We start from the raw sequence: 22,985 nt of genomic DNA, 5'->3' as shown, positions 1-22,985 counted from the left end.
TGCGCCGGGGCGCGCGTTCGGCTCCCGGCACCATGTCTTGCACGGGTCGGCTCGCCTCCGCATCTCCTCTGGCCCTCATGAAATGTAGTCTGAGGACGATTCGGCCGGATGGTCTCCGCCCGGAGAGGAGGCCCATGCGACGACTGATCCAGTCCGCCCTCGCCCTGCTGGGGTTCAGCCATCTCGTGGTCGCGGCGCTGTTCATGGCCGCGCCGGCCTGGAGCTTCGCCAACGTCGCTCCGTTCCCGCCGTTCAACGGGCACTTTCTCGCCGATATCGGGGCCTTCAACCTGCCGCTGGGGGCGGCGCTGCTGCTCGCGGCCCGCGCGCCGGAGCGCCAGCGCACGCTGGTCGGGCTGGCGCTGCTGGGCAACGTGGCCCACGCGGCCAGCCACCTGCGAGACGCCGGGCTGCATTTCCGGGAAGGGGGGCCGGGCCTGCCGGGTCTGCTCCTGACGCTCGTGCCCGCGGCCCTGCTGCTGGCGATCCTGGGCCTGACGGCGTCCCTGCGCCCGGAGGCCCTGAGGTGAGGGTGCTCGTCACCGGCGGCACCGGCACCCTCGGCCGGGAGACCGTGAAGGCCCTCGCGGCGCAGGGGGCGCAGGTGCGGGTGCTCAGCCGGCGCCCGGCACCCCCGGACGCGCCGACATGGGCGGAGCAGTCCTGGGCAGAGCCCTTCTGGGCTCAGGGCGACCTCGTGACCGGCGAGGGCCTGCCGGCCGCCCTGCGGGGGGTCGATACCGTGCTGCACGCCGCCCATGACCCGCAGCGCCCGGCCCGTGACCTGCAGGGGCTGCGGATGCTGCTGGCCACCGCTGAGGCGGCCGGCGTGCCCCGGCTGGTGTCGGTCTCGATCGTGGGGGCCGCCGACATCCCCGGGGTGCCGTACTACCGCGCCAAAGCGCAGGGGGAAACGCTGGTGCGGGGGAGCCCGCTGGACACCTCGGTGTTCCGGGCCACCCAGTTCTTTCCGCTCATCGCCGGCATCCTGGCGACCCTGGGTCGCCTGCCCTGGCTGCTCCTGCCCAGAGGCGCGCAGTTCCAGCCGATCGACGTGGGCGAGGTGGGCGTGGCCCTGGCCCGCCATACGCTGAGCGGCTCGTCCCAGGACGGAGCCCTGGTCGGGCCGGAGGTGCTGACCCTGCGGGCCCTGGCCGACACCTGGCAGAGGGTGCGCGGGGAGCACAGGAGGGTGGTGGACGTGCCCCTGCCGCTGCCGGCCGTCCGCGCCCTGGCCGCCGGACGGCTCACCTCCCCTGGTGCTCCGCGTGGGGAGCGGCGCTGGGCCGAGTGGCTGGAGGCGCACGAGCGGCGCCCCTGACCCTGCCTGTCCCGATCGGCCGCTCCGAAGCGTCCAGGCCCACCCGTTCGACGGCAGCGCACGTCACTCGCCCATCAACTCATGGGCCCGTCGAGTCAGCGGTACGCCCAACCCTGGGCTCCCACGTTTCCCGTCCAGCCGAGCCCAGCGCGGTAGAGGTGGGCTCGCTGGAACGAACGGTCAGGCAGCCCCGGTGAGGTCTACCGCACCCGCACCTTCGCGGTGTCCTGCGGGAACACGTAGTTTGTCCGCATCACGATGTCCTGCTCGTAGTTGCCGAACTTGCGGCCGAACAGGTTCAGCCCCGCGCAGTGGCGGGCATCCGGTTTCACGCCCAGCCGCACCTTGATCTGGTTGGCCCCCTGCAGGTCGAGATCGTGGATGCTCAGGCCAGAGAGCCGTTCGCCGTCGATGTAGGCGCCGTCCGGGGTCACGAACCAGTGTTTCAGGACGCCGTGGGTCGTCTGGTCGATGTTCCACCAGCGCGGGGTGAGGTGGGTGCGCTGGCCGCCAAAGTCGCCGGGGCTGGTGAAGGTGCCGACCTCGTGGCCGTTGATCCACAGCGTGATGTCCGAGGGCCACTCGGGGTCGTACTGCGGGGCCTCCGAGCAGATCTCCATGCTCAGGTCGAGCCGTTCGGGCACGGCGCCGTAGGGCAGGTTGTTCGGAAAGGTGTATTCCACGAAGCCTGAGCGGCCGAACCAGAGGATCTGCGCGTAGACGTGATCCGGCTCGTACATCGAGCGCGGATTGTCGAGCATCCCGATGATGCGGCTCTCGGACGCCAGGCCGCAGGTGGGCTGCGCCTCGATCTGCGAGTAGTTGCCGATGGGCATGGAGACGCTGACCTGATCGGAGTCCGATTCCACCGCCACGCCGGGCACCCGGTAGACGATCTCGTCGTAGCGCTTCGAGCACAGCTTCTGCGAACCGCGCGTGCCGGGCTCGTACTCCACCGAGATCAGCCCGGCCGCCTGTAGCTGGTTCAGGTTGAAATTGACCGTCGAATGCGGCAGCTTCAGCGCGTCCGCAAGTTCGGATACGTTCATCACGTTGTGCGAGAGCATGCTCAGCAGCAGCAGGCGCGTCTCGTTCGCCAGGGCCTTGAGCACCACCAGCGCTTCCTGCCCCTCGACCATCAGGATGCGGTTTCCGGACGCTGGCACAGGTTCCCTCCAGACTTCAACCCGCTGCCACGCTGGGCAGACGAGCGCGAGAGCATCCGGCCGATCCACAGAGGAACCCGTCCGGGCACGGCTGACTGTCGGCGCTCATTCTAACAAGTTTTACTTCGATATTGAAGCGATGGAAGGCATCACCAGGCTTCAGGTCGAGCCCGGCAGTCGCCTTTCCAGAGAAAGAGAGGGCTGAGAAATGCCGTTCATGACGGTCGGGAGCTGAAGGAGCGGGCTTCACCTGACGTTGATCTTGGTCCCGGTTTCATTGACTTGTAACAAGAATACCTGTTAGTATCCGCCCACCAACATGTCTGCACGGAGTTCAGGTCAGCCTGCGTCTGAGCGCAGTTGCCTGTCCACGGAGGTTCAGCCACTGATCCCAGTTCCAGGGTTCCCAGTCGTCGGCCTGCTTCGTTCATCGGGCGCCTGCCTGTGCGGCGCAGGTGAGCCGGCCGCCCAGGCCTCACCGACCCCCTTCCCGCCCCTCACTGATCTGGAGGCCCCATGAAACACACCGCCCTTGCCCTGAGCCTCAGCCTGCTGGCCCTCGGCGCCGCCTCGGCCCAGAAAGTCAGCCTGACCTACCTGCACGGCTTCACCGGCCCGGATCGCCCGGTCATGGAGGGGCTGGTCAAGAAGTTCAACGAGACCCACCCGAACATCGAGGTGAGGGCCCAGGCCCAGCCCTGGGGCACGACCTGGCAGCAGCTGCCGTCGCTGGTGGCCTCAGGCCGCGCGCCCGACGTGGTGGTCATCAACGAGGATCAGATTACCGGCTTCATTGCCCGCGGCGCCGTCTCGCCGCTGGCCCCCGCCGAGATGAAGGCCGCCGGGATCGACCAGACCCGCTTCTTCGGCCCGCTCTTCAAGACGGCTGACTACCGGGGCCAGTCGTACGGCCTGCCGGTGTCCAGCGTGGCCTACGCGATGTTCTACAACAAAGACCTCATGAAGAAGGTCGGGCTCGATCCCAACAAGCCGCCGCGCACCCGCGCCGAGTTCCTGGCCGCCGCCCAGAAATGCACAGTGGACAAGAGCGGCAAGAATGCCACGCAGGCGGGCTTCGATCCCAAGAACCTCGACACGTGGGGGGTCAGCCTGTACAACAACTGGGTCGGCTCCCGCGCGGCCTACGCGGCCATCCTGCAGAACGGCGGCGAGCTGACCGACAAGAACGGCAACGCCGCCTTCAACTCGCCGCAGGCCGTCAGCGCCGTGCAGTTCCTGGTCGATCTGGTGCAGAAGCAGAAGGTGGCCCGCCCCAACTCGACCGAGGAAGCCGAACTCGCCGCCTTCTCGCAGGGCAAGGTCTGCATGTTCCCCAGCGGCCAGTGGTACCTCGACCGCTTCGAGCAGCAGAAGATGAACTTCGGCGTGACCTTCATGCCGCGCGTCGGCGGCTCGGTGCGCGACGCCGCCTGGGGAGGTTCGAGCCACCTGACCCTGCCCCGGCAGAAGCCCGGCTACGACGCCGCCAAGCGCAAGGCCGCCCTGGAATTCATGGCCTGGATGACCCAGCCCGAGCAGAACCTCGCCTGGACGGCCACCGGCAGCCTGCCCAGTCAGGCGGCGGTCGCCAAGAACGCGCAGTTCGAGAAAGCGCCCATCAACGGCATCTTCGACCGGCTGGACAGCGTGTACGCCACCAGCGGGGTGCCCTGGATGGGTCAGGTGCTGGGGCCCTTCGACGCCGCCTGGGAGGCCGCGTACTCCGGCAAGAAGACGGTCGCCAAGGCGCTCGGCGACGGCGTCACCGAGTCGAACAAACAGATCGAGCAGGCCCGCAAGAACTTCCAGTAAGACGGATTCCAGGCAGTTCGAGGATGACCTGATACAGGGTGTTTGAAGTGGAAGCACCCTGTATGGGGCGCGTCGGGGGCGGGGTGGCCTTCTTCCGTGTGGAGGGAGCCCCCGCCCCCGACTTTTCCGGGGCCACACCCGCCCCCCGCGAGGTAAGCCATGACCGCGACGCCGGTGTCCACCCCCCAAGAGACCGTCAGACGCGGCAGCGGGCCGCGCCCACGCCGCCGGGTCTCGCTGGAGCCCTACCTGTACCTGCTGCCGCACGCGGCGCTGTTTTTCGTCTTCACGGTGTATCCCATCGGCTACGGGCTGTACATCGCCATGCACCGCTGGGATCTGCTCAGCGGCCGCCAGCCCTTCGTGGGCCTCGAATTCTTCCGCAACCTGTTCATCGCCGGCACGCCGCAGGCCGACTTCTTCTGGCGCACCCTGTGGAACACCACCTTCTTCACCCTGATCAGCGTGCCCCTGCTGGTCGCGGCGGCGCTGGGCCTGGCCCTGCTGCTGCACCGCCCGATCTTCGGCCGGGCGTTTTTTCGGGCGGTCTTCTTCATGCCGGGCATCCTGACCGTGTCCGTCATGGGCATCCTGTGGCGCTGGATGTTCGACAACCAGATCGGGCTGGTCAATGCCGCGCGGGAGCTGACCGGCGCCCCGCCCATCCCCTGGCTCTCGACCGAGGGGCTGGCCTGGATTCCGATCATCGTGGGCACGATCTGGTGGACGCTGGGCTTCAACATGACGCTGTACCTGGCCGCGCTGGGCAACATCTCGCAGAGCTTCTACGAGGCGGCCGAACTCGACGGCGCCACCGCCGGGCAGCAGTTCCGCTTCATCACCTGGCCGCTGCTCACGCCCATCACGCTGTTCGTGGTCATCACCACCGCCCTGGCCTCGTTCCAGCTCTTCGGGCAGTCGCTGGTTATCACCAACGGCGGCCCCAACCGCTCGACCCAGAGCGTCATCCAGTACATCACCGAGGAGGGTTTCTCCAACTCGCAGATCTCCAGCGCCGCCGCCATGGGCTTCGTCTTCGGACTCCTGATGCTCGTGCTCACGGCGGCCCAGTTCCGCCTGATGGCCCGCGACGTCCAGAGTTCCGGGGAGGAGAAATGAGCACGCCGACGAATCAGGCGGCCCGCCCGAGTGCCGCGCGCCGACGCCGGATGCCCCGCGAGGTGCCGCGCTTCGTGCTCCTGTGCATTCTCGCCCTGCTGTTCCTGGCGCCTATGTACTGGATGATCAGCACGTCGTTCAAGAATGAGGCCGACGCGATTTCCTCGCCTGTGCAGTGGTGGCCTGCGCGCCCCACGCTGGAGAACTACCGCGAGGTGTTGACCTCGCCCGACGGCAACATCCTGCGCTGGACGTGGAATTCGGCCTACGTGGCCCTGACCTTCACCGCGCTGCACGTGCTGCTGTGTGCGCTGACCGCCTACCCGCTGGCGCGCATGAGGTTCCCGGGGAGAAACGCCTGGTTCTGGTTCATCCTGTCGAGCCTGATGATCCCGGGCATCGTGACCCTGGTGCCCACCTACATTATGATGCTCAACTTCGGCTGGATGAACTCGTACCACGCGCTGATCTGGCCGGGCATCAGCGGCGTGTTCGGGGTCTTCCTGCTGCGGCAGTTCTTCATGAGCATCCCGCGGGAGCTGGAGGAAGCCGCGCACCTCGACGGGGCCAGCTCCCTGCAGATCCTCTGGCGCATCATCCTGCCGCTGAGCGTGCCTGCCCTGGTCACGCTGGGGGTGTTCGCCTTCATGGGCTCGTGGAACAACTTCCTGTGGCCGCTGTTCACCGTCACCGACGTGGACAAGATGACCCTGCCGGTGGGCATCACCACCTTCTCGCAGCGCTACGTCACCGACTACGGCAAATTGATGGCCTCGACGACCCTGGCCGCCATTCCGGCGCTGATCGCCTACCTCGTGGCCCAGCGCTTCCTCGAAGGCGGCCTCTCGGCGAGCGGACTCAAGGAATAGGGCGCCGTGAGCACACAAGGGAGCAGCAAGATGCTTGTTAGAATGGTGTGGTTATTATTAAGCATGTTAACAGGCGTCGGGGCCCTGGCGGGCGGCGGCATCCCAATTTCCCAGAGCGGCGCGGCCACGCTGGCACCGCCCAGCGCGCAGGTTCGTACCTTCAGCAACCCGGTGCTGGACGCCAATTTTCCCGATCCCTTCATCCTGCGCGCGGGTGGGCTGTACCACGCTTACGCGACCAACGGCGTGGGCGGCAACGTGCCCCACGCGGTCAGCCGTGACCTCGTGACCTGGGAGCGCTCTGCCGACGCCCTGCCCACCCTGGCGGCCTGGGCCGAGCCCGGCCTGACCTGGGCCCCGGAGGTGATCGGGCTGCGGGGCCAGTTCGTGCTGTACTACACCGCCCGCGACCAGCGCAGCGACCGCCAGTGCATCGGCGTGGCGGTGGCCGCGCAGCCGGCCGGCCCCTTTCAGCCGGTGGGGAAGGGCCCGCTGGTCTGTCAGGCCGAGCTGGGCGGAAGCATCGACGCCAGCCCCTTCCTCGACAGCGACGGCAGGGCCTACCTGCTCTGGAAGAACGACGGCAACGCCCTGGGCCTGAGCACCCAGCTCTTCATCCAGCCCCTGGCCCCCGACGGCCTGAGCCTGAGCGGCGCCCCCACCGCCCTGATCCAGAATTTCCAGCTCTGGGAGGGCAGCGTGATCGAGGCGCCGACCCTCTACAAGCAGGGCGGCGTGTACTACCTGCTGTACTCGGGTGGCCCCTTCGACTCCGACCTGTATGCGGTGGGCTACGCCACGGCCTCCCGGATCACCGGCCCGTACCGCAAGGCCGCCGAAAACCCGGTGCTGGTCAGCAGGGGCGAGGTGGCTGGGCCAGGGCACCAGTCGGTGTTCAGCGACGGCAGCGGCCAGCCCTGGCTGGTGTACCACGCCTGGACGACCGGCCTGGTGGGTGATCAGGTCGGCTACCGCTCGATGCGCCTGGAACGCGTCAGCTTCGGCGGCGGCCGGATGCGGGTGGGAGGCCCCACCACCAGCCCACAGCCTGCGCCCAGGGGGAATCCCTGATGGGCCCGCGCCACGACGGCTATTTCGCCGATCCCTTCGTGCTGCGGTGGCAGGGCCGATTCTACGCCTACGGCACCGGGCTGCACGGGCACGAGGCCGGGGGCAACGGCCGGGCCTTCGAGGTGCTGTCGTCGGCCGATCTGCGGCACTGGGAATCGCACGGCGGAGCGCTCACGCCGCTGAGCGATCAGCCCCAGGACTACTGGGCCCCCGAGGTCACCGAGGCGGGAGGTACCATCTACCTGTACTACTCGGTGGGCACGGGCGACCAGGGCCACCACCTGCGGGTCGCCACGGCGACGCACCCGCTCGGGCCGTTCACGGATCAGGGCCTGAACCTGACCCCCGCGGAGGACTTCGCCATCGATCCGCACCCCTTCGTGGATGAGGGCGGCCAGTGGTACCTGTACTACGCCCGCGATCTGCTGGAGGGCGAGCGCGTGGGCACCTCGCTGGCGGTCATGCCGCTGCGCGATCCCCTGACCCCCGGCGGCCCGCCGGCGACCGTGCTGCAGGCCAGCGCCGACTGGCAGCTCTACCTGCGCGGGCGGGAGATGTACGGCCAGGTCTACGACTGGCACACCCTGGAGGGCCCCTTCGTGGTGCGCCGGGGCGGGCGGTATGTCTGTTTCTATTCGGGCGGTGCCTGGACGAACGAGACCTATGGGGTCGGGTATGCGGTCGCGGATCACCCGCTGGGGCCCTGGCGGGAGCCCGAGCCCGGCCCCGTGGTACTGAGAAGCGGCATGGGGGGCCTGATCGGGCCGGGTCACAACTCTCTGCTGACCGGCGCGGGTGGTCAGGACATGATCGTCTTCCACGCCTGGAACGCCGACCACAGCCGCCGCCAGCTGCACGTGGAACCGCTGGACTGGGCCGGGGTGAGCCCCCGCATCCGGCTGGAACTGCCGGTCTGAGGGCTGGAGAGCAGGGAAGAAGCCGCCCTCGCCGCTCTGTGAGTTCATCGGTGAAGAGCGAACGGAGCGGTGCGCTCTAGCTCAGATCTTGGCTGTTCTGGATGGTTTCGGATCCCGCCTGCCGTTGAGCGCCACCGCCTCGTGGATGAGCGCGGTGAAGGCGGCCACGTCCACCTCCTCCCCCTCGTGGATGTCGATCGCGCGGCGGGTGTTGCCGTCGAGGCTGGAGTTGAAGAGTCCGGACGGATCCGGCAGCGAGGCGCCGTGGGCGAAGGTCAGCTTGACGACCTTCCGGTAGGTTTCGCCCGTGCACAGGATGCCGCCGTGCGACCAGACGGGCGTGCCCCTCCACTTCCATTCCTCCACGACCTCCGGCTCGGCCGCCTGGATGAGCGCACGCATCCGGCCGAGGGTCTCGCCCCGCCAGTCCCCGAGTTCGGCGATCCTGTCCGAGATGCGTTCCGATGCCGACTGGCCCTGAGCCTCGCTGGGAATGGTCATTCCTCATCCTAGCGGGGGGCAGGGGGGGACATCCTCCCCGTTGTTGAGCACCGTGCCTTTCCACCCGACCGGCCGTATGAGGAGACTGGGATGCACTTTGATCGCTATCCAAACCGAAGGAGTGAGGGGGCCACGCCGCCGGCTCAACCTCCGCTCCTGGGTTCCTTACCGGGCTTACTTCAGGGCCGCCCTGATCTGCGTCAGCAGGGCCATGGCGTCTGTGTGGGCGGCCGAGAACGCGGCGGTGTCGTTGGCGTCCAGGGCCGTCCGCAGCTTCGCCAGTGCCGCGCTGAAGCTCGCGGCCAGGGGGGCGTTGCGGCCCTCCACCGCGGCCCGCAGCGCCGCCCACTGCTGGTCGGCGTCGGTCAGGGAGCCCAGGCCCTCATCGACCTCTCCCTCGCCCACGTACTCGTCCCGGGCGGCCTGCAGGCTCAGGTCCAGCAGCCTCAGCGCCTCCGCGCCGCCACGGGGCGCCTGCGGGCTGCCCGGCACCTGCAGAGTGCCCAGCACCTGCGCCGCCCGCTGGTTGAACGCCTGGGCCGGGGCGCCCTGACGCGCGAGCCCCTGGAGGGCGCTCACCCCCTGGGCAGCCTGTGGGCTCACCTGCGTGGCGTGCGGCAGGGCGCGGCCGAGCAGCGCCACAGCGTCCTGTGTATCGACCGCACGGCCCTCCCGACCCACGGTCGGCGCCGTGCCATACGCCTTCTGGGCGCTGCTCAGGAGCGCGCCGGTCAGGGCGCCTTCGAAGTCCGAACCGGCTCCCTGGCGTGCCGCCGTCCAGGCCGCCTCCCAGGGGCCACCCACGAAGCGGTTGACGACCTGCTCATACGCTGTGGGCGTCAGGCTCCCCGGCCCACGGCGGAGGGTCTGCAGGCCCGCCGCGAACGCCTGGCGCTGGCTCGCGGCGATCCGCGGCGAGAGCTGGGGCCACACCCTGTCGAGCGCGTGATCCACATGAACCCGGCTGTCTTTCAGGTTGCCGCCCGCGAGGGTGGTCACGCTGGCGGACAGCTCGCTCCGCAGGACTTCCAGCCCAACGGCCGCCGGCAGATCGAGGGCTCCGGCAGAGGACAGGACGGCAAAGGGCACCAGGGCAAGGAGTTTCATGCCCTCTATCGTAGGGAGATAAATTCCAATGTCAAGCAAACTGGTCGGATTAGTCGGATATGTGGATGGATGGAAGCGAGGAGGTGCCGTCAGCCCGGGTCTGCCGGAGGCCACACGCCATTCCGGGGCGCTACAGCAGCCCCCTTCGGAGCGCCTGCACCGCCGCCTGGGTGCGGTCGGCCGCCTGCAGCTTCACGAGCAGCTCCTGGACATGCAGCTTGACCGTGCTGACACTGATGCCCAGCTCCTGCGCGATTTCCCGGTTGCCCTGGCCGTCGGCGATCAGGCGCAGCACCTCCGTCTCGCGGGGCGTGAGGGGGGAGATCGCGTGGGGCGCGCGGATGCTGCCCAGCACGTGATGCGCCACCTGGGGATCGAGATAGGCGCTGCCCGCCGCCGCCGCCCGGATGGCGAGCAGCAGCAGCTCCGGATCGCCACTTTTCAGGCAGTAGGCGTCCGCGCCCGAGGCGAGGGCGGCCAGCACCTCGTCGCGCAGGTCGTGGGCGGTGAGCATCACGACCCGCACCGCCGGCCAGCCGCGCTTGATCTCGGCCGCCGTCTGGATGCCGTCCATGCCGGGCAGCCCGATGTCGAGCACGGCCACGTTCACCGGCACCTGGGCCAGCCGCTCCAGCCCCTCCTCGCCGGAGCGGGCCTCGGCCACCACCTGCAGGTCGCTCTCCAGGTTGATGGCCGCCCGCAGGCCGTCGCGCGTGAAGGCGTGATCCTCGACCAGCAGCACCCGGATGGGCCGGGCACTCATGGGGTCTCCAGCGGCAGGGACAGGCTGAACACACTCTGGGCGCGGGCGGTGCGGGTGTAGGTCACGCGCCCCCGGTGGGCCTCGGCGATGCGGCGGGTCAGGTACAGGCCCAGGCCGGTGCCGCCGCCGGCCCCACCGGCCCGGAAGCGCTGGAACAGGGTCGCCTCGCGCCCCGGGGCCACGCCCGGCCCCTCGTCGAGCACCCGCAGCACCGCCTCGTCTCCCTCGGCGTCCAGCGTGACCCGGATGCGGCCCCCGGGCGGGCTGAAGCGCACGGCGTTCTCCAGCAGGTTCTGCACCGCGCGGCGCAGGTCGTGCTTGAGGCCCGGCACCCGCACGCCCTCCAGCTCGGTCTCGAAGCTGACGTCCCGCTCGCCCGCCCGCGCCTGCAGCTGGGTCAGGACGCCGACCGTAACATCACGCAGGTGGACGCTCTCCAACTCGCCCTCGCGCTCGCCGCTCTCGTAGCGGGCGACCAGCAGCAGCTGATCGGCCAGCGCCAGCAGCGTGGCGTTCGCGTCCAGGCCATGCCGCAGCGTGGCGCGGTAGTCCGCCGGCAATTCGCCGTAGGCGCCCCTGAGGGCCGCGCGCATGTTCATGGCGTTGGCCATCAGCGGGGTTCGCAGGTCGTGGCTGAAGGCGTACACGAGATCCTGCAGCAGCTCCCCGCGCTCCTGGAGCTGCGCCTGCCGGAGCTGCAGGTCGTCGAGCAGCGCCGTGCGGTCGAGCAGCGGTTGCAGGGTCAGGACGGCCTCCTCCAGCACGTCGGGCGCCGCCGTGGGGCGGGTCAGCAGCAGCAGCAGGTCGTCGCCCAGGGGCCGGGACAGGCGGGCGAGCAGCAGGTCGCCGCCCTGGGCGGCCCAGACGCGGCCCGTGCCGGCGGGGCGGGCCAGCACCTCCAGCGGGAGCCGGGTGTCGAGGTGCGCCGGGGCGCCCGCGGGGCTGACCGCGTGCGGGGCACGCAGCACGGCCCGCTCCACGCTGCCGATCTCGACGCTCTGCGCGCCCGAGAGGGTTCGCAGCGCCTGGGCCGCGCGGCTCACGAACTCGGCCTGGCCGAACGGCCCGCTGACCGCCTCGACCAGCCCCCGCAGCGCCCGCTCCCGCGCCAGTCTCCGCTCCTCCTCGGCCAGCCGGGCGGCCCGCGCCGTGGCCTCGCGGGCTCGCAGCGACAGCCCCCCCACCAGCAGCGCGGCGAGCACGCTCACGAGCCGGTTGCCCAGATCGGTGGGACTCGCGCCGTCACGCAGGCCGTTCAGCACGGCGGCCAGCACGTTGCCTGCCACCACCAGGGCGGTCAGGCGCAGGGTCCAGACCTTGGACACCCCCAGGGCCGCCAGGGCAATGGGCGCGCTGAGCAGGGTGCCCACCACCAGCGAGGCGGGGGTGAGCACGTCCGCCAGGGTGATCAGAACGATCAGGGTCAGGCTCAGCCCCAGCAGGCCGGGCCCGCTCAGGGGCAGGGCGCGGGCCTCGGGCTCGGGGGGGGTGGACGGCAGGGAGGCTCGGACAGAACGCATGGGTCTCCGGCGGGGGGAGGGTGGGCGGTGGGAGATCCGACCGATCTCGCTGGTGGCCAGCTTAGCGACTGGCCCCGCTTCCGGCATTGGCCATTCGGCCATCCCTCTGGCCGGAAGCAGGATAGCGGCCGCGCCGCACCCGGCCCAGGATGCCGGCTATGAATGTGATCCTGCTGCTGCTCGTGCTGGCCCTGACCGCCTACCTGCTCTACGCGCTCGTGCGGGCGGAGAAGTTCTGATCGTGGGTATCCTGACCGGCCTGCTGATCCTGGCCGCGCTGTTCGGCGCGGTTGCCGCCTGCCTGAACGTTCCCGAGAGGCTCTGACCCCATGGACATCTTCCTGACCTACCTGCTCGCCTTCGCCCTGGCCGTGCCGCTGGGAACCCTGATCGCGCGGGTCTTCTCCGGCCCGGCCTCGCGCCTGACGGCTGGGTTGCTGCGGCTGAGCGGCGTGGACGCCCGGCAGGGTATGACCTGGCGCCAGTACGGCGTGGCGCTGCTGGGTACGAACCTGCTGGTGGGCCTGGCCGCCTACCTGATCTACGTCTTCCAGGGCGCCCTGCCCGGCAACCCGGACGGCATCGGGAACATGCGCTGGGACACCGCGCTGCACACCGCCGCCTCGTTCATCACGAACACCAACCAGCAGCACTACAGCGGCCAGAGCGGGCTCTCGTACCTCTCGCAGATGGTCGGGATCACTGCCCTGCAGCTCTTCACGCCCGCCGTGGGCATGGCGGCGCTGTTCGCCGTCCTGCGCGGGCTGCGGGGTGAGACGAACGTCGGGAACTACTACCTGGACGTGACCCGCGCCGTGGGGCTGCTCGTGCCCACCTCGTTCGTGCTGGCGCTGCTGCTGACCTGGCAGGGCGTGCCCAGCACCTTCGGCGGCGCGAAGACGGCCACGCTGCTGCAGCCGCAGACGGTCGAGGGCACCCCCTTGACCACCCAGACCATCCCGGTCGGCCCGGTCGCCGCCATGGTCGCCATCAAGCAGCTCGGCACCAACGGCGGCGGCTGGTACGGCCCCAACTCGGCGGTGCCGCTGGAGAATCCCACGGGGCTGAGCAACCTGCTGGAACTCGTGAGCATCATCCTGTTCCCGGTCGCGCTGGTGGTCGCGGCCGGCCTCTTCCTGCGCCGCCCGCGCTTCGGGGTGGCGATCATGGGCGTCATGAGCGTGCTCTCGGCGGCCCTGACCCTGGGTCTGGTGCTGGCCGAACGCCAGCCCAACGCCGCCCTGGCCGGGCTGGCCGCCGCCGGGCCGAACCTGGAGGGCAAGGAGGTGCGCCTGGGGGCCGACGCCTCGGCGCTATGGGGCGCCCTGACCACCCAGACGAGCAACGGCTCGGTGAACGCCATGCACGACTCGCTGACCCCCCTGGGCGGGCTGGTGCCGCAGCTCGGCATGTTCCTGAACGACGTGTACGGCGGGATCGGGGTCGGGATGATCAACATGCTGGTCTTCGTGCTGCTGACCGTGTTCATCGCGGGGCTGATGGTGGGGCGCACCCCTGAACTCTTCGGGCGCAAGATCGAGGCGCGCGAGGTCAAGGTCGCCTCCCTGATCATCCTGCTCCAGCCGCTGATGGTGCTGGGCTTCACCGCCGCCACGCTCTCGTTGCCGGGGCTGACCGGCACCTCCAACCCCGGGTTTCACGGCCTCTCGCAGGTGCTCTACGAGTACAACTCGGCCTTCGCCAACAACGGTTCGGGCTTCGAGGGCCTGGGCGACAACACGCCCTGGTGGAACGTGACCTGCGCGGTGGTGCTGATCCTGGCGCGCTTCCTGCCGATCCTGGGGCCGCTGGCGATCGCCGGCCTGCTCGCCGCCAAGAAGGCCGCGCCCGAGACCAGCGGCACCCTGCGGGTCGATACCCCCGTGTTCGCCGGGATGCTGCTGAGCGTAATGCTGCTGCTGCAGCTCCTGAACTTCGCCCCCGCGCTGGTGCTGGGCCCGGTCGCCGAGGGCCTGACCCTGGGCCGGGCCGCCCCCTCGACGGTTCAGTCGACCGGCCAGACCACCACACAGGCGACCCTCCAGTCCACCGCTCAGCCCGCCCCCCAGCCCTCCACCCAGGACGTGAAGAAGTGACCACCCTGCCCCAGCCCGCCGCGCCCCAGCCCGCTCCCAGGAAGAACTCCGTCTTCTCCGGCGACCTGCTCACCAATGCCCTCCGGGCCGCCTTCGTCAAGCTCGACCCGCGCGCCATGGCGAGAAGCCCCGTGATGTTCGTGGTGCTCGTCGGCTGCGTGCTCACCGCGTACCTCACGGCCGCCAACCTCGTCACCGGCCGACCCTGGGGGTACGAGCTGGGCATCACGGCGCTACTGTTCGTCACGGTGCTGTTCGCCAACTTCGCCGAGGGGCTGGCCGAGGCGCGCGGCAAGGCGCAGGCGGCCACCCTCCGATCGGCCCGCGAGGACACCCCGGCCCGGCGCCTGGTCGGCGGCCGTGAGGAGACCGTGCCCTCCACCCGCCTCACGCGCGGCGACCTGATCGTGGTGGAGGCGGGCGAGATGATCCCCGGCGACGGCGAGGTCGTGGAGGGGCTGGCCTCGGTGGACGAGAGCGCGATCACCGGCGAGAGCGCGCCCGTGATCCGCGAGGCCGGCACGGATCACTCCGGCGTGACCGGCGGCACCCGCGTGCTCTCGGACCGCATCGTGGTGCGCGTGACCTCACAGCCCGGCGAGAGCTTCCTCGACCGCATGATCGCGCTGGTCGAGGGCGCCAGCCGCCAGAAGACGCCCAACGAGATCGCCCTCTCGATCCTGCTCGCGGCCCTGACCCTGGTGTTTCTGATCGTGGTCGCCACGCTGCTGCCCCTCTCGCGCTTCGCGGGGGCGGAGGTGAACGTGGTGACGCTGGTGGCGCTGCTGGTGTGCCTGATTCCCACGACCATCGGCGGGCTGTTGCCGGCCATCGGCATCGCGGGGATGGACCGCGCCCTGCAGGCCAACGTGATCGCCAAGAGCGGCAAGGCGGTCGAGGTGGCGGGCGACGTGGACACCCTGCTGCTCGACAAGACCGGCACCATCACCATCGGCAACCGGCAGGCGACCCGCTTCGCGCCGCTGCCCGGGATCTCCGAGCAGGAGCTGGCCCGGGTCTCCGCCCTCGCCTCGCTCGCCGACCCCACCCCCGAGGGCAAGAGCATCGTGACCCTGGCCCGCCAGCTGGGCGTCACGGCCGAGATGCCGGCCGGCGCCGAGTTCGTGGAATTCACCGCCCAGACCCGCATGAGCGGCGTCGACTTCGCGGGAGGGAGCGTCCGCAAGGGCGCCTCCGACCGCCTGATGCGCCTGGCCGGCGAGCGCGGCGGCGCCGTGCCCCCGGAGCTGCGCCCGCTGGTCGACGAGGTGGCCCGCGCGGGCGGCACGCCGCTGGTGGTCATCGAGAACGCACGCCTGCTGGGCGTGGTCGCCCTGTCCGACATCGTGAAGCCGGGGATGCGTGAGCGCTTCGAGCAGCTGCGCCGCATGGGTCTGAGAACCGTGATGATCACCGGCGACAACCCCCTGACCGCCGAGGCGATCGCCCGTGAAGCCGGTGTGGACGGCTTCCTGGCCGAGGCCACCCCGGAGGACAAGCTGCGCATGATCCGCGAGGAGCAGGCGGCGGGCAAGCTGGTCGCCATGATGGGCGACGGCACCAACGACGCCCCCGCCCTGGCCCAGGCCGACGTGGGGCTGGCGATGCAGAGCGGCACCCAGGCGGCCAAGGAAGCGGCCAACATGATCGACCTCGACTCCGACCCCACCAAGCTCATCGAGGTGGTCGAGATCGGCAAGGGCCTGCTGATGACCCGTGGGGCGCTCACCACGTTTTCCATCGCCAACGACGTGGCGAAGTACTTCGCCATCCTGCCGGCCCTGTTCGCCGCGCAGCTGCCGGCGCTCGCGCCCCTGAACGTGATGGGCCTGCGCAGCCCGGAGAGCGCGATCCTGTCGGCCGTGATCTTCAACGCGCTGGTGATTCCCGCGCTGATCCCGGTGGCCCTCAGGGGCGTGCGCTACACCCCGGGCAGCGCCGACGCCCTGCTCGCCCGCAACCTGCTGATCTACGGCCTGGGCGGCGTGGTCGTCCCCTTCGTCGGCATCAAGCTCATCGACCTGGCGCTCGGCGCGCTGGGCATTTAAGAGGAACCCTGCCATGACCACCCTGCCTGACCCGTCCACCCACCCTGATCCCTCCACCCCGGCCCCCGGCCTCTCCTCCTGGCTGCGCTTCTCGCTGACCTGGCTCGTGCTGGGCGGGCTGGCCTATCCGGCGATCACCACCCTCACGGCCGGGGCCCTCTTCCCGCGCCAGGCGCAGGGTTCGCTGATCGAGTCGGGCGGGCGCGTGGTCGGCTCGGCGCTGGTCGGGCAGCCCTTCACGGGCGAGCGCTACTTCAGCGGGCGGCCCAGCGCCGCCGGGGCCGGTGACGACCCGGTGAACGCCTCGGGCTCCAACCTCGCCGCCAGCAACCCGGCCCTGCGGGAGCGCGTGCAGGCCAGCGCCCGCGAGATCGCCGCCCGCGAGGGAATCGCCCCCAGCGCCATTCCCGCCGATCTCGTCACGGCGTCCGGCAGCGGCCTCGACCCCCACATCTCCCCGGCGGGGGCCGAGATTCAGGTGGCGCGCGTGGCGCGGGTACGCGGCCTCAGCGAAACGCGGGTGAGGGAACTCGTGGCCGCTGCCACCGAGCGCGCGCCACTGGGGCTGGGTGAGCCGGGCGTGAACGTCCTCCGGCTCAATCTGGCCCTCGACGGGGCGTCCGGCGGGGCGCGAGACTAGGGGCGTGACCGACCCGCGTGGGCCCACGCGCCTCTCCCTGCCCGGCAGGGCGGGGGAGGGGCGCACCCGTGGTCACCACAAGGTCTTCGTTGGCATGGCGGCGGGCGTGGGGAAGACCTACCGGGCCCTCGGCGAGCTGCGCGAGCGCCTGGAGCGCGGCGAGGACGCCCTGATCGGGGTGCTGGAGACCCACGGCCGCCAGGGCACCCTCCGGGCCGCCGAGGGCCTGCCCGTGTTTCCCCGCCGGCAGGTGCAGCACGGCGGCGTGACCCTGGGCGAGCTGGATGTGGGCGGCCTGCTGGAGCGGCGCCCCTTCGTGGTGCTGGTCGATGAGCTGGCCCACACCAACGCCCCCGGCTCCCCGCGCGGGAAGCGCTGGGAGGACGTGGAGGCGCTGCTGGACGCGGGTATCCATGTGCTCTCCACCGTGAACGTGCAGCACCTGGAGTCCCTGAACGACACCGTGGCCCGCCTGACCGGCGTGCGGGTGCGCGAACGGATTCCCGACGCCGCCCTTCACCGGGCCGACGAACTCGTGCTGATCGACCTGACCCCCGCGGATCTGCAGGCCCGGCTACGGGCCGGGCACGTCTACGGCCCCGAGAAGGTCGAGCAGGCCCTGACGAACTTCTTCACGGCCGCCAACCTGACCGCCCTGCGCGAGATCGCCCTGCGGCAGGTGGCGAACGTCGTCGAGATGGACGCCCCGGCAGGGGAGCCGGGGGTGCAGGAGCGGGTGGTGGTGGCGATCGCGGCCGAGGAGACGGGCGGACGCCTGATCCGCCGGGGCGGGCAGCTCGCCGAGCGCCTGCACGGGGAGTTGCATGTGGTCACCGTGCGCCCGCCCCGGTTGAGCAGCGAGCAATCCAGGCTGCTGGGCACCTTCCGGGCGATCACTGAGGCCCTGGGCGGCGAGTTCCACGTCCTCGAACCGCTGGGCGGCGTGGCGGCCGCCCTGATCCGCTACGTGCAGGACTCGCACGCCACCCAGGTCGTGATGGGCGAGACCAGCCGCTCGCGCCTGACCGAATTTCTGTACGGCGACATCATCAAGACGGTGCTGCGCGAGACCCGCAACGTGGACGTCTACGTGATCAGCCGGGACTGAATCTGGAGGGCGATGGGCACCGAAATTCGGAGGCTGTCCGGGGGGCGTGTCGCCCTGACCTCCGTCAGCGTGCCTTCGGCGGTGGACGAGTATCGAGTCAGGCGGCTCCCTCCACGTCCCAGGGGTCGTCCAATCCATGCGGCGGAGGCACCCTCCACCCGACAGCAAAGATCCGAACCACCTGCAGCCCGGAATAGCGGCGTCACACTGCATCGACGCGCCTCTTTTGAACAGTTTCAGCCCTCCAACACTCAGGGGCGCAGGCGGGCGGCAGCCAGGTAGGGCCGGTTCAGGCGGTGTTCGAGAAGGGCGAACAGTCGCGCGGCAATGTACGACAGCAGGTAATAGATCAGGCCCACCGCGAGGTACATCCAGACCGGCTGGAAGTTGATCGAGACGAGGCCGCGCGTGGTCAGCAGCAGCTCGGTGACGGTGATCACGCCGGCCAGACTGGAGTCCTTGAGCAGCCCGATGAACTGGTTGCCGAAGGCGGGCAGCGCGATCCGCAGCGCCTGGGGAATCTGCACGCGGGTCAGGGTCAGCAGGGGACTCAGGCCCAGCGCCCGCGCCGCCTCGGTCTGGCCGCGCGGCACGGAGTTCAGGCTGCCGCGCACGATCTCGGCGGCGTAGGCCCCGGCGAACAGGCTCAGGCCCACCACGGCCGTCCAGTACGCCTCCAGCCGGATCGGCAGGAACTGCGGTACGGCGAAGTACAGGAAAAACAGCTGCACCAGCAGCGGCGTGCCCCGGAAGGTCTCGATATAGGCGCCAGCCAGCAAGCGCACGGCGGCGAAGCGCGACATGCGGGCCAGACCGGCTACCACGCCCAGCAGCAGACCGAACACGGCCGCCAGCAGGCTCAGCGAGACGGTCAGCTGCGCGCCCCGGAGCAGGGCGCGCCACACGTCGGGCGTAAAAATCTCAGCGAAGCTCACAGGGGATCACCGACCTTTCATACGAATTCCGATTGATTCCGTTCTGTTTTCGGAATCAATCCGACCAGAGGGAGAAGGAGAAGATACGGATTTCGCGGAATGCAGGAACACCCGGTGCTCTCCTGGGTGTTCCGGAATGGAGCGGCAGTCCGTATCAATGGGAGCGCCGGGGAACATCCATCCGGACGCTCCCCGGCGCTGGGACTGGGGTCAGCGCGCGCTGGCGGGCACCGTCACGTCGCTGCCGAGGTACTTGACGCTCAGGCGGCGCAGGGTGCCGTCGGCGCGCATCGACGCGAGCGCCTTCTCGACGGCCGCCTTGAACTGCGGCTGGTTCTTCCCGAGCGTGATGTAGGGGTTGTCCTGCTGCAGCACCGGCCCGGCCGCCTTGATGGCCTGACCGTTCTTGGCCGCCACGCTGCCCACCGTGCGGGTGGTGATCATGCCCGCCGCCCGGCCGGCCCCCAGGGCCAGGAAGATCTCCTGCTCGCCGCTGTAGGTCGCCACGCTCGGGTATTTCTGGTCGCGCAGGAACTTCTCGAACACGGTGCCCAGCGCCACGGCCACGGGCTTGCCGTCCAGATCCTTGAGGGCCTTGGCGCCCGAGGCCTTGGGCACGAACAGCTGGAAGCCGTCGTAGTAGTAGGGCCTGGAGAGGAAGTCGATGGCCCGCTCGCGCTCCGGGGTCTTGCTCTGGGAGGCCACGGCCAGATCGAACTGCCGCGACTGCAGCCCGGCGATGATGGACGAGAATTCCGCCTTGATCAGCACCGGCTTGACGCCCAGGCGCTTGGCGATTTCGCGCGCCACGTCGGCGTCGAAGCCGGTCAGGGTGCCGTCGGGGGCGGGCTGCGAGAAGGGCGGGTACTCGCCGGACATCGCCACGCGCAGTTCGCCGCGGGAACGGATGTCGCCCAGTTCGGCGTGGGCCACGCTGGTCACTCCCAGCGTCAGGAGCAGCGTGGTCAACAGGGGTTTGGACAGTCGGGACATAGGGTTACCTCGGGAAAGGGCAGGGGGACGGAACGCGGCGATGGCCCCGGAACCTCCGGCAGCCGCCGCGGAACCAGCGGTCTGGACACCCTAACATCGCCCCCTCCCGGCGGCCTTGAGGCTGGGCTGAGCGTTACTTCACGTGCTGCGCCCGAGCAGTTCCCCGCTCAGCTGCCACACCAGCCCCGGCAAGACCCGCGTGGCGTAGGGCAGGTGGATGCGTTCGGTGCGCTGGTGGTAGTCGCGTCCCCACGGGCCGGCATTGACGGTCGGCAGGCACAGGCCGTCGCCGGGGTCGGCGCGCCGCCCGAAGCGGACGTCCCAGGCCGGGGTGTTGGCGCGCACCGCCGCGAAATCCTGTTCCCCCAGCGTGGCCCCCAGGAAGCTGACGTCCGAAACCCCGGTGAAGAACCGGCGCACGCCCACGCTCTGCCCGCTGCGCCCGGCCGTGGCCTGCGCCGCCGCGAGTGCCGCGCGGTGCAGGCGCTGTCCGCCGGGGGTGCCCGGCAACTGGGCGGGCGGGTAGTACAGCGACCCGAAGGTGACCACGGCGGCGGGCGGGGTCAGGTCGGCCAGCCGCACCGCCGCCTGAACCAGCTGCTGACAGATCCGTGGGGTGTCCAGCGAGGGGTCGTCGGCCAGCGACCGGGCCAGGGCGCCGAGCTCTTCCAGGCCCGCAGTGCCCGAGCGCCCCTCCACGCGCCCGAGCAGTTCGGCATACGACAGGACGGTGGGCGCCTGCGCCAGGCCCAGCGCCGCGCCTGCCAGGGCCGCCCGCCCGGCGGCGCGTTCGAGCGCGCGCTCCAGCGATTCCTGAGTCTGCACGCGGAAGCGCTCCAACACCTGATGGGGCGAGAGGGTGCGGGTCAGCAGGTTGAACGCGCACCAGACCATCTCGGGTGTGGTGATGTCGTAGTGCGGTTTGAGGTCGTAGACCTGGAGCAGCACCGGGGCCGTGCCCGCCTCGCCCTCCAGGCCGGGGTCGGCCAGTCCGGGGTGGCAGTCCACGTCGCGGATCACCTCGGCCGCCAGCGCGGCGGCGCTCAGGCCGCTGAAGGGGTCGCCCGCGTGGGTGGGCCGGCCCACCACCAGCACCGAGGGCAGCAGCTTGCCCACACTGCCCAGGAACACCGTGCGACCCGCCGAGCCGTCGCCCGGATCGACCTCGGCGTCCAGATTCACGGCGCCGCACAGCTCCAGCCCCCACCCGCGCGCCCGCCGCCCCAGTCCGGCCGCCACCGTCCGCATCCCGCTCGATCCCTCCTCCTCGTCCGGAACGGCCAGGAACAGCAGCGAGCCGGGCGGGCTGGGCAGGGCGCTGTACGCCTCGAGCAGGGCGAGACCCACCGCCAGCCCTCCCTTCATGTCCAGCGCGCCGCGGCCCGGCAGGAAGTCCCCGCTCCGCAGATCCTCCAGGGCCAGCGCGTCGGCGGCGCTGGGCGCCGGGTTCGCCGCCAGCGCCGTGATCAGCGCCGAGCGCAGGGCGTCGGGGTCGAAGGCCAGGGCCGCGTGGGGCCCGTAGGCGTCCACGCCCACGGTGTCGTAGTGCCCGGTCAGCACCACGGTCTGCGGCCCCTGCCCCCGCACCAGCGCGCTCAGGGCGTAGCGCTCGTAGGCGTCGTTCTCGGTGCGGATCAGTTCCACCTCGACCCGCGGGCCCAGTCCCGCCGTGAGCTGCTCGGCCAGCCAGGGCGCCAGCGCCGTCTCCCCGGCCGAGTTCGTCACGCTGCTGAAGCCCACCAGCGCGCGCAGCCAGAACTCGACCCGCCCGGCGACCTCCTCCCAGTCCAGACCGGGCCAGTCCCGTTGGGTCAAGTCCAGAGCTGGCCCGTGCCCGCCCTCGCCGTCCTGGTGTTCCAGGTTCAGCACTCCACCGGCCCCCACCGTGGCCCCCGGTGGGAGTTCAATTGTCACGTCCTGCGTCTTGCCCGCTGCGCCCATGCCCGATTGTGGCATTCCACCGATTGCCGGTGTCGTGTGGCCGGTGGCGTGGCGGGCCGGTGGTCGTCCCGGCCTCCCGCAGTCCTGGCCCGCTTACAGCAGTCGACGCGCCCAGCGTTCCGACAGGCCGAGGCTGCCCAGCAGCAGCAGCCCGGCCAGCGCCGCGACCAGGCCGGAGACCTCGCGCTGCTCGACCCTCCAGGCCAGCGAGCGGCCCATCTGCTGGTAGACCGTGTTCAGTTCGCCGGCCGAGCGCGCCTCGTAATAGCGGCCGCCGGTGGTCGTGGCGATCTGCCGCAGGGTGGTCTCGTCGAAGCCGCGCCCGGAGGTGTTCCAGCGGTTGCTCCGCAGCGACCCGCGCTCCGTGCCGAGCCCCACGGTATAGACCTTGATCCCGGCCCTGCGGATCTGGTCGGCGGCCTGCAGCGGATCGGCCCCGTTGTTGCTGCGGCCGTCCGAGAGCAGCACGATGGCGGCGGAGGGCCGCTCGCCGGGGGAGCCGGGCACGCTGGCCGGCAAGGCCTTCAGACCCTCGAGCAGGCCGTCGCCGATGGCCGTGCTGTAGCCCAGCGACAGCCCGTCGATGGCCTCCAGCACGGTGGCGTGGCGGCTGGTCAGCGGGGCGTTGAGCAGGGCCGAACCGGCGAAGGAGGCCAGCCCCACCCGGGTGCCGGCGGGCAGGGACTTCACGAAGGTGCGGGCGGCACGCTGGGCGGCCACGAAGCGGCTGGGCTCGATGTCGCGGGCCTCCATCGACCGCGACACGTCGACCACCAGCATGATCGCCGTGCGGTTGTCCGGCAGCGGCCACGGGGCCTGCGGGCGGCCCAGGGCCAGCAGGGCCAGCCCCACGGCGCCCAGGTACAGCGCGGCGGGCAGGTGCCGCCGCAGCGGGCGCGGCCGGCCCTGGGCGCGGGCCAGCAGCGCCAGATCGGGGTGGATGGCGGCGGCCCGCGCCGGTCGGGGCAGCCCCGCCCGATATCGCCAGACCAGCAGGGGCAGCAGCGCCAGCAACGCCAGGGCCCAGGGCCAGGCGAAGTTCACGGCCTCCTCCGGCG

At 70.6% G+C, this 22,985-nt stretch carries 21 protein-coding genes; 12 read left to right on the top strand and 9 right to left on the bottom strand.

The annotated features are described in order from the left end of the window. Nucleotides 1-134 precede the first annotated feature (134 nt). Complete coding sequence (locus tag CVO96_RS18630; RefSeq protein WP_103313969.1) at nt 135-530, top strand: hypothetical protein; 396 nt, start codon at nt 135-137, stop codon at nt 528-530. After that, nucleotides 527-1,321, top strand: coding sequence for an SDR family oxidoreductase (locus tag CVO96_RS18625; RefSeq protein WP_103313968.1), 795 nt, complete (start codon nt 527-529; stop codon nt 1,319-1,321). Before CVO96_RS18630 ends, CVO96_RS18625 begins: the two co-directional genes overlap by 4 nt. A gap of 200 nt (nt 1,322-1,521) precedes the next feature. Here CVO96_RS18625 and CVO96_RS18620 read toward each other — a convergent pair whose 3' ends face one another. Beyond that, the gene (locus CVO96_RS18620; protein ID WP_103313967.1) at nt 1,522-2,487 is read right to left on the bottom strand and encodes an ArsR/SmtB family transcription factor; all 966 of its coding nucleotides are present in this window, start codon (nt 2,485-2,487) and stop codon (nt 1,522-1,524) included. Nucleotides 2,488-3,003: 516 nt separating this feature from the next. On the opposite strand from CVO96_RS18620, the gene CVO96_RS18615 reads away from it, so the two are divergent. The 5 genes from CVO96_RS18615 (at nt 3,004) to CVO96_RS18595 (ending at nt 8,275) form a co-directional block, all read left to right on the top strand. Continuing rightward, on the top strand, nt 3,004-4,299 hold the full coding sequence (locus CVO96_RS18615) for an ABC transporter substrate-binding protein (RefSeq protein ID WP_103313966.1): 1,296 nt from the start codon (nt 3,004-3,006) through the stop codon (nt 4,297-4,299). A 159-nt stretch (nt 4,300-4,458) separates the two neighbouring features. After that, a complete protein-coding gene (locus CVO96_RS18610) occupies nt 4,459-5,418 on the top strand; it encodes a carbohydrate ABC transporter permease (protein WP_103313965.1) in 960 nt (319 codons plus the stop codon). After that, a complete protein-coding gene (locus CVO96_RS18605) occupies nt 5,415-6,287 on the top strand; it encodes a carbohydrate ABC transporter permease (RefSeq protein ID WP_103313964.1) in 873 nt (290 codons plus the stop codon). Before CVO96_RS18610 ends, CVO96_RS18605 begins: the two co-directional genes overlap by 4 nt. Nucleotides 6,288-6,350: 63 nt before the next feature. After that, entirely contained in the window at nt 6,351-7,358 is a 1,008-nt protein-coding gene (locus CVO96_RS18600) for a glycoside hydrolase family 43 protein (protein ID WP_243398510.1), read from the top strand. Further along, nucleotides 7,358-8,275, top strand: coding sequence for a glycoside hydrolase family 43 protein (locus CVO96_RS18595; RefSeq protein WP_103313962.1), 918 nt, complete (start codon nt 7,358-7,360; stop codon nt 8,273-8,275). Before CVO96_RS18600 ends, CVO96_RS18595 begins: the two co-directional genes overlap by 1 nt. An 81-nt stretch (nt 8,276-8,356) precedes the next feature. Here the strand turns inward: CVO96_RS18595 and CVO96_RS18590 are convergent, their stop codons facing one another. The 4 genes from CVO96_RS18590 to CVO96_RS18575 form a co-directional block, all read right to left on the bottom strand. Then, nucleotides 8,357-8,776, bottom strand: coding sequence for a DUF1801 domain-containing protein (locus CVO96_RS18590; RefSeq protein WP_103313961.1), 420 nt, complete (start codon nt 8,774-8,776; stop codon nt 8,357-8,359). Between the two features lie 174 nt (nt 8,777-8,950). Continuing rightward, complete coding sequence (locus CVO96_RS18585) at nt 8,951-9,883, bottom strand: hypothetical protein (protein WP_103313960.1); 933 nt, start codon at nt 9,881-9,883, stop codon at nt 8,951-8,953. Between the two features lie 130 nt (nt 9,884-10,013). Then, on the bottom strand, nt 10,014-10,646 hold the full coding sequence (locus CVO96_RS18580) for a response regulator (protein WP_103313959.1): 633 nt from the start codon (nt 10,644-10,646) through the stop codon (nt 10,014-10,016). Continuing rightward, nucleotides 10,643-12,166, bottom strand: a complete 1,524-nt coding sequence (locus CVO96_RS18575; protein WP_165795437.1) for a sensor histidine kinase — start codon at nt 12,164-12,166, stop codon at nt 10,643-10,645. Before CVO96_RS18575 ends, CVO96_RS18580 begins: the two co-directional genes overlap by 4 nt. Nucleotides 12,167-12,315: 149 nt before the next feature. On the opposite strand from CVO96_RS18575, the gene kdpF reads away from it, so the two are divergent. From kdpF to CVO96_RS18550, 5 genes are all read left to right on the top strand, one after another. Beyond that, nucleotides 12,316-12,405 (top strand): K(+)-transporting ATPase subunit F, encoded by a 90-nt coding sequence (kdpF, locus tag CVO96_RS18570; RefSeq protein WP_103313958.1) that lies wholly within the window; start codon nt 12,316-12,318, stop codon nt 12,403-12,405. 90 nt (nt 12,406-12,495) lie between these two features. Then, the gene (gene kdpA, locus CVO96_RS18565) at nt 12,496-14,262 is read left to right on the top strand and encodes a potassium-transporting ATPase subunit KdpA (RefSeq protein ID WP_103313957.1); all 1,767 of its coding nucleotides are present in this window, start codon (nt 12,496-12,498) and stop codon (nt 14,260-14,262) included. Further along, nucleotides 14,259-16,310, top strand: a complete 2,052-nt coding sequence (kdpB, locus tag CVO96_RS18560; RefSeq protein WP_279327023.1) for a potassium-transporting ATPase subunit KdpB — start codon at nt 14,259-14,261, stop codon at nt 16,308-16,310. The genes kdpA and kdpB overlap by 4 nt, the downstream gene beginning before the upstream one ends. A 13-nt stretch (nt 16,311-16,323) precedes the next feature. Next, on the top strand, nt 16,324-16,950 hold the full coding sequence (gene kdpC / locus CVO96_RS18555) for a potassium-transporting ATPase subunit KdpC (RefSeq protein ID WP_103313956.1): 627 nt from the start codon (nt 16,324-16,326) through the stop codon (nt 16,948-16,950). A 4-nt stretch (nt 16,951-16,954) separates the two neighbouring features. Beyond that, the gene (locus CVO96_RS18550; RefSeq protein WP_103313955.1) at nt 16,955-18,058 is read left to right on the top strand and encodes a universal stress protein; all 1,104 of its coding nucleotides are present in this window, start codon (nt 16,955-16,957) and stop codon (nt 18,056-18,058) included. Between the two features lie 251 nt (nt 18,059-18,309). On the opposite strand, the gene CVO96_RS18545 is transcribed toward CVO96_RS18550, so the two are convergent. The 4 genes from CVO96_RS18545 to CVO96_RS18530 all read right to left on the bottom strand — a co-directional run bounded on the left by CVO96_RS18545 (nt 18,310) and on the right by CVO96_RS18530 (nt 22,971). Further along, the gene (locus CVO96_RS18545) at nt 18,310-18,993 is read right to left on the bottom strand and encodes an amino acid ABC transporter permease (protein WP_103313954.1); all 684 of its coding nucleotides are present in this window, start codon (nt 18,991-18,993) and stop codon (nt 18,310-18,312) included. Between the two features lie 210 nt (nt 18,994-19,203). Further along, nucleotides 19,204-19,986 carry a transporter substrate-binding domain-containing protein gene (locus CVO96_RS18540; RefSeq protein WP_103313953.1) on the bottom strand — a complete coding sequence of 261 codons (783 nt, stop codon included), beginning with the start codon at nt 19,984-19,986 and terminating at the stop codon, nt 19,204-19,206. Nucleotides 19,987-20,124: 138 nt separating this feature from the next. Further along, nucleotides 20,125-21,927 carry a M20/M25/M40 family metallo-hydrolase gene (locus CVO96_RS18535; protein WP_165795436.1) on the bottom strand — a complete coding sequence of 601 codons (1,803 nt, stop codon included), beginning with the start codon at nt 21,925-21,927 and terminating at the stop codon, nt 20,125-20,127. 93 nt (nt 21,928-22,020) lie between these two features. Continuing rightward, complete coding sequence (locus CVO96_RS18530; RefSeq protein ID WP_103314091.1) at nt 22,021-22,971, bottom strand: VWA domain-containing protein; 951 nt, start codon at nt 22,969-22,971, stop codon at nt 22,021-22,023. Between the last annotated feature and the right edge of the window lie 14 nt (nt 22,972-22,985).

It is taken from the genome of Deinococcus koreensis (assembly GCF_002901445.1).
In the GTDB taxonomy this organism is placed as follows: Bacteria; Deinococcota; Deinococci; order Deinococcales; family Deinococcaceae; genus Deinococcus; species Deinococcus koreensis.
Note: the sequence above shows the minus strand (reverse complement) of the source record. Positions and strands in the feature narration are given on the sequence as shown.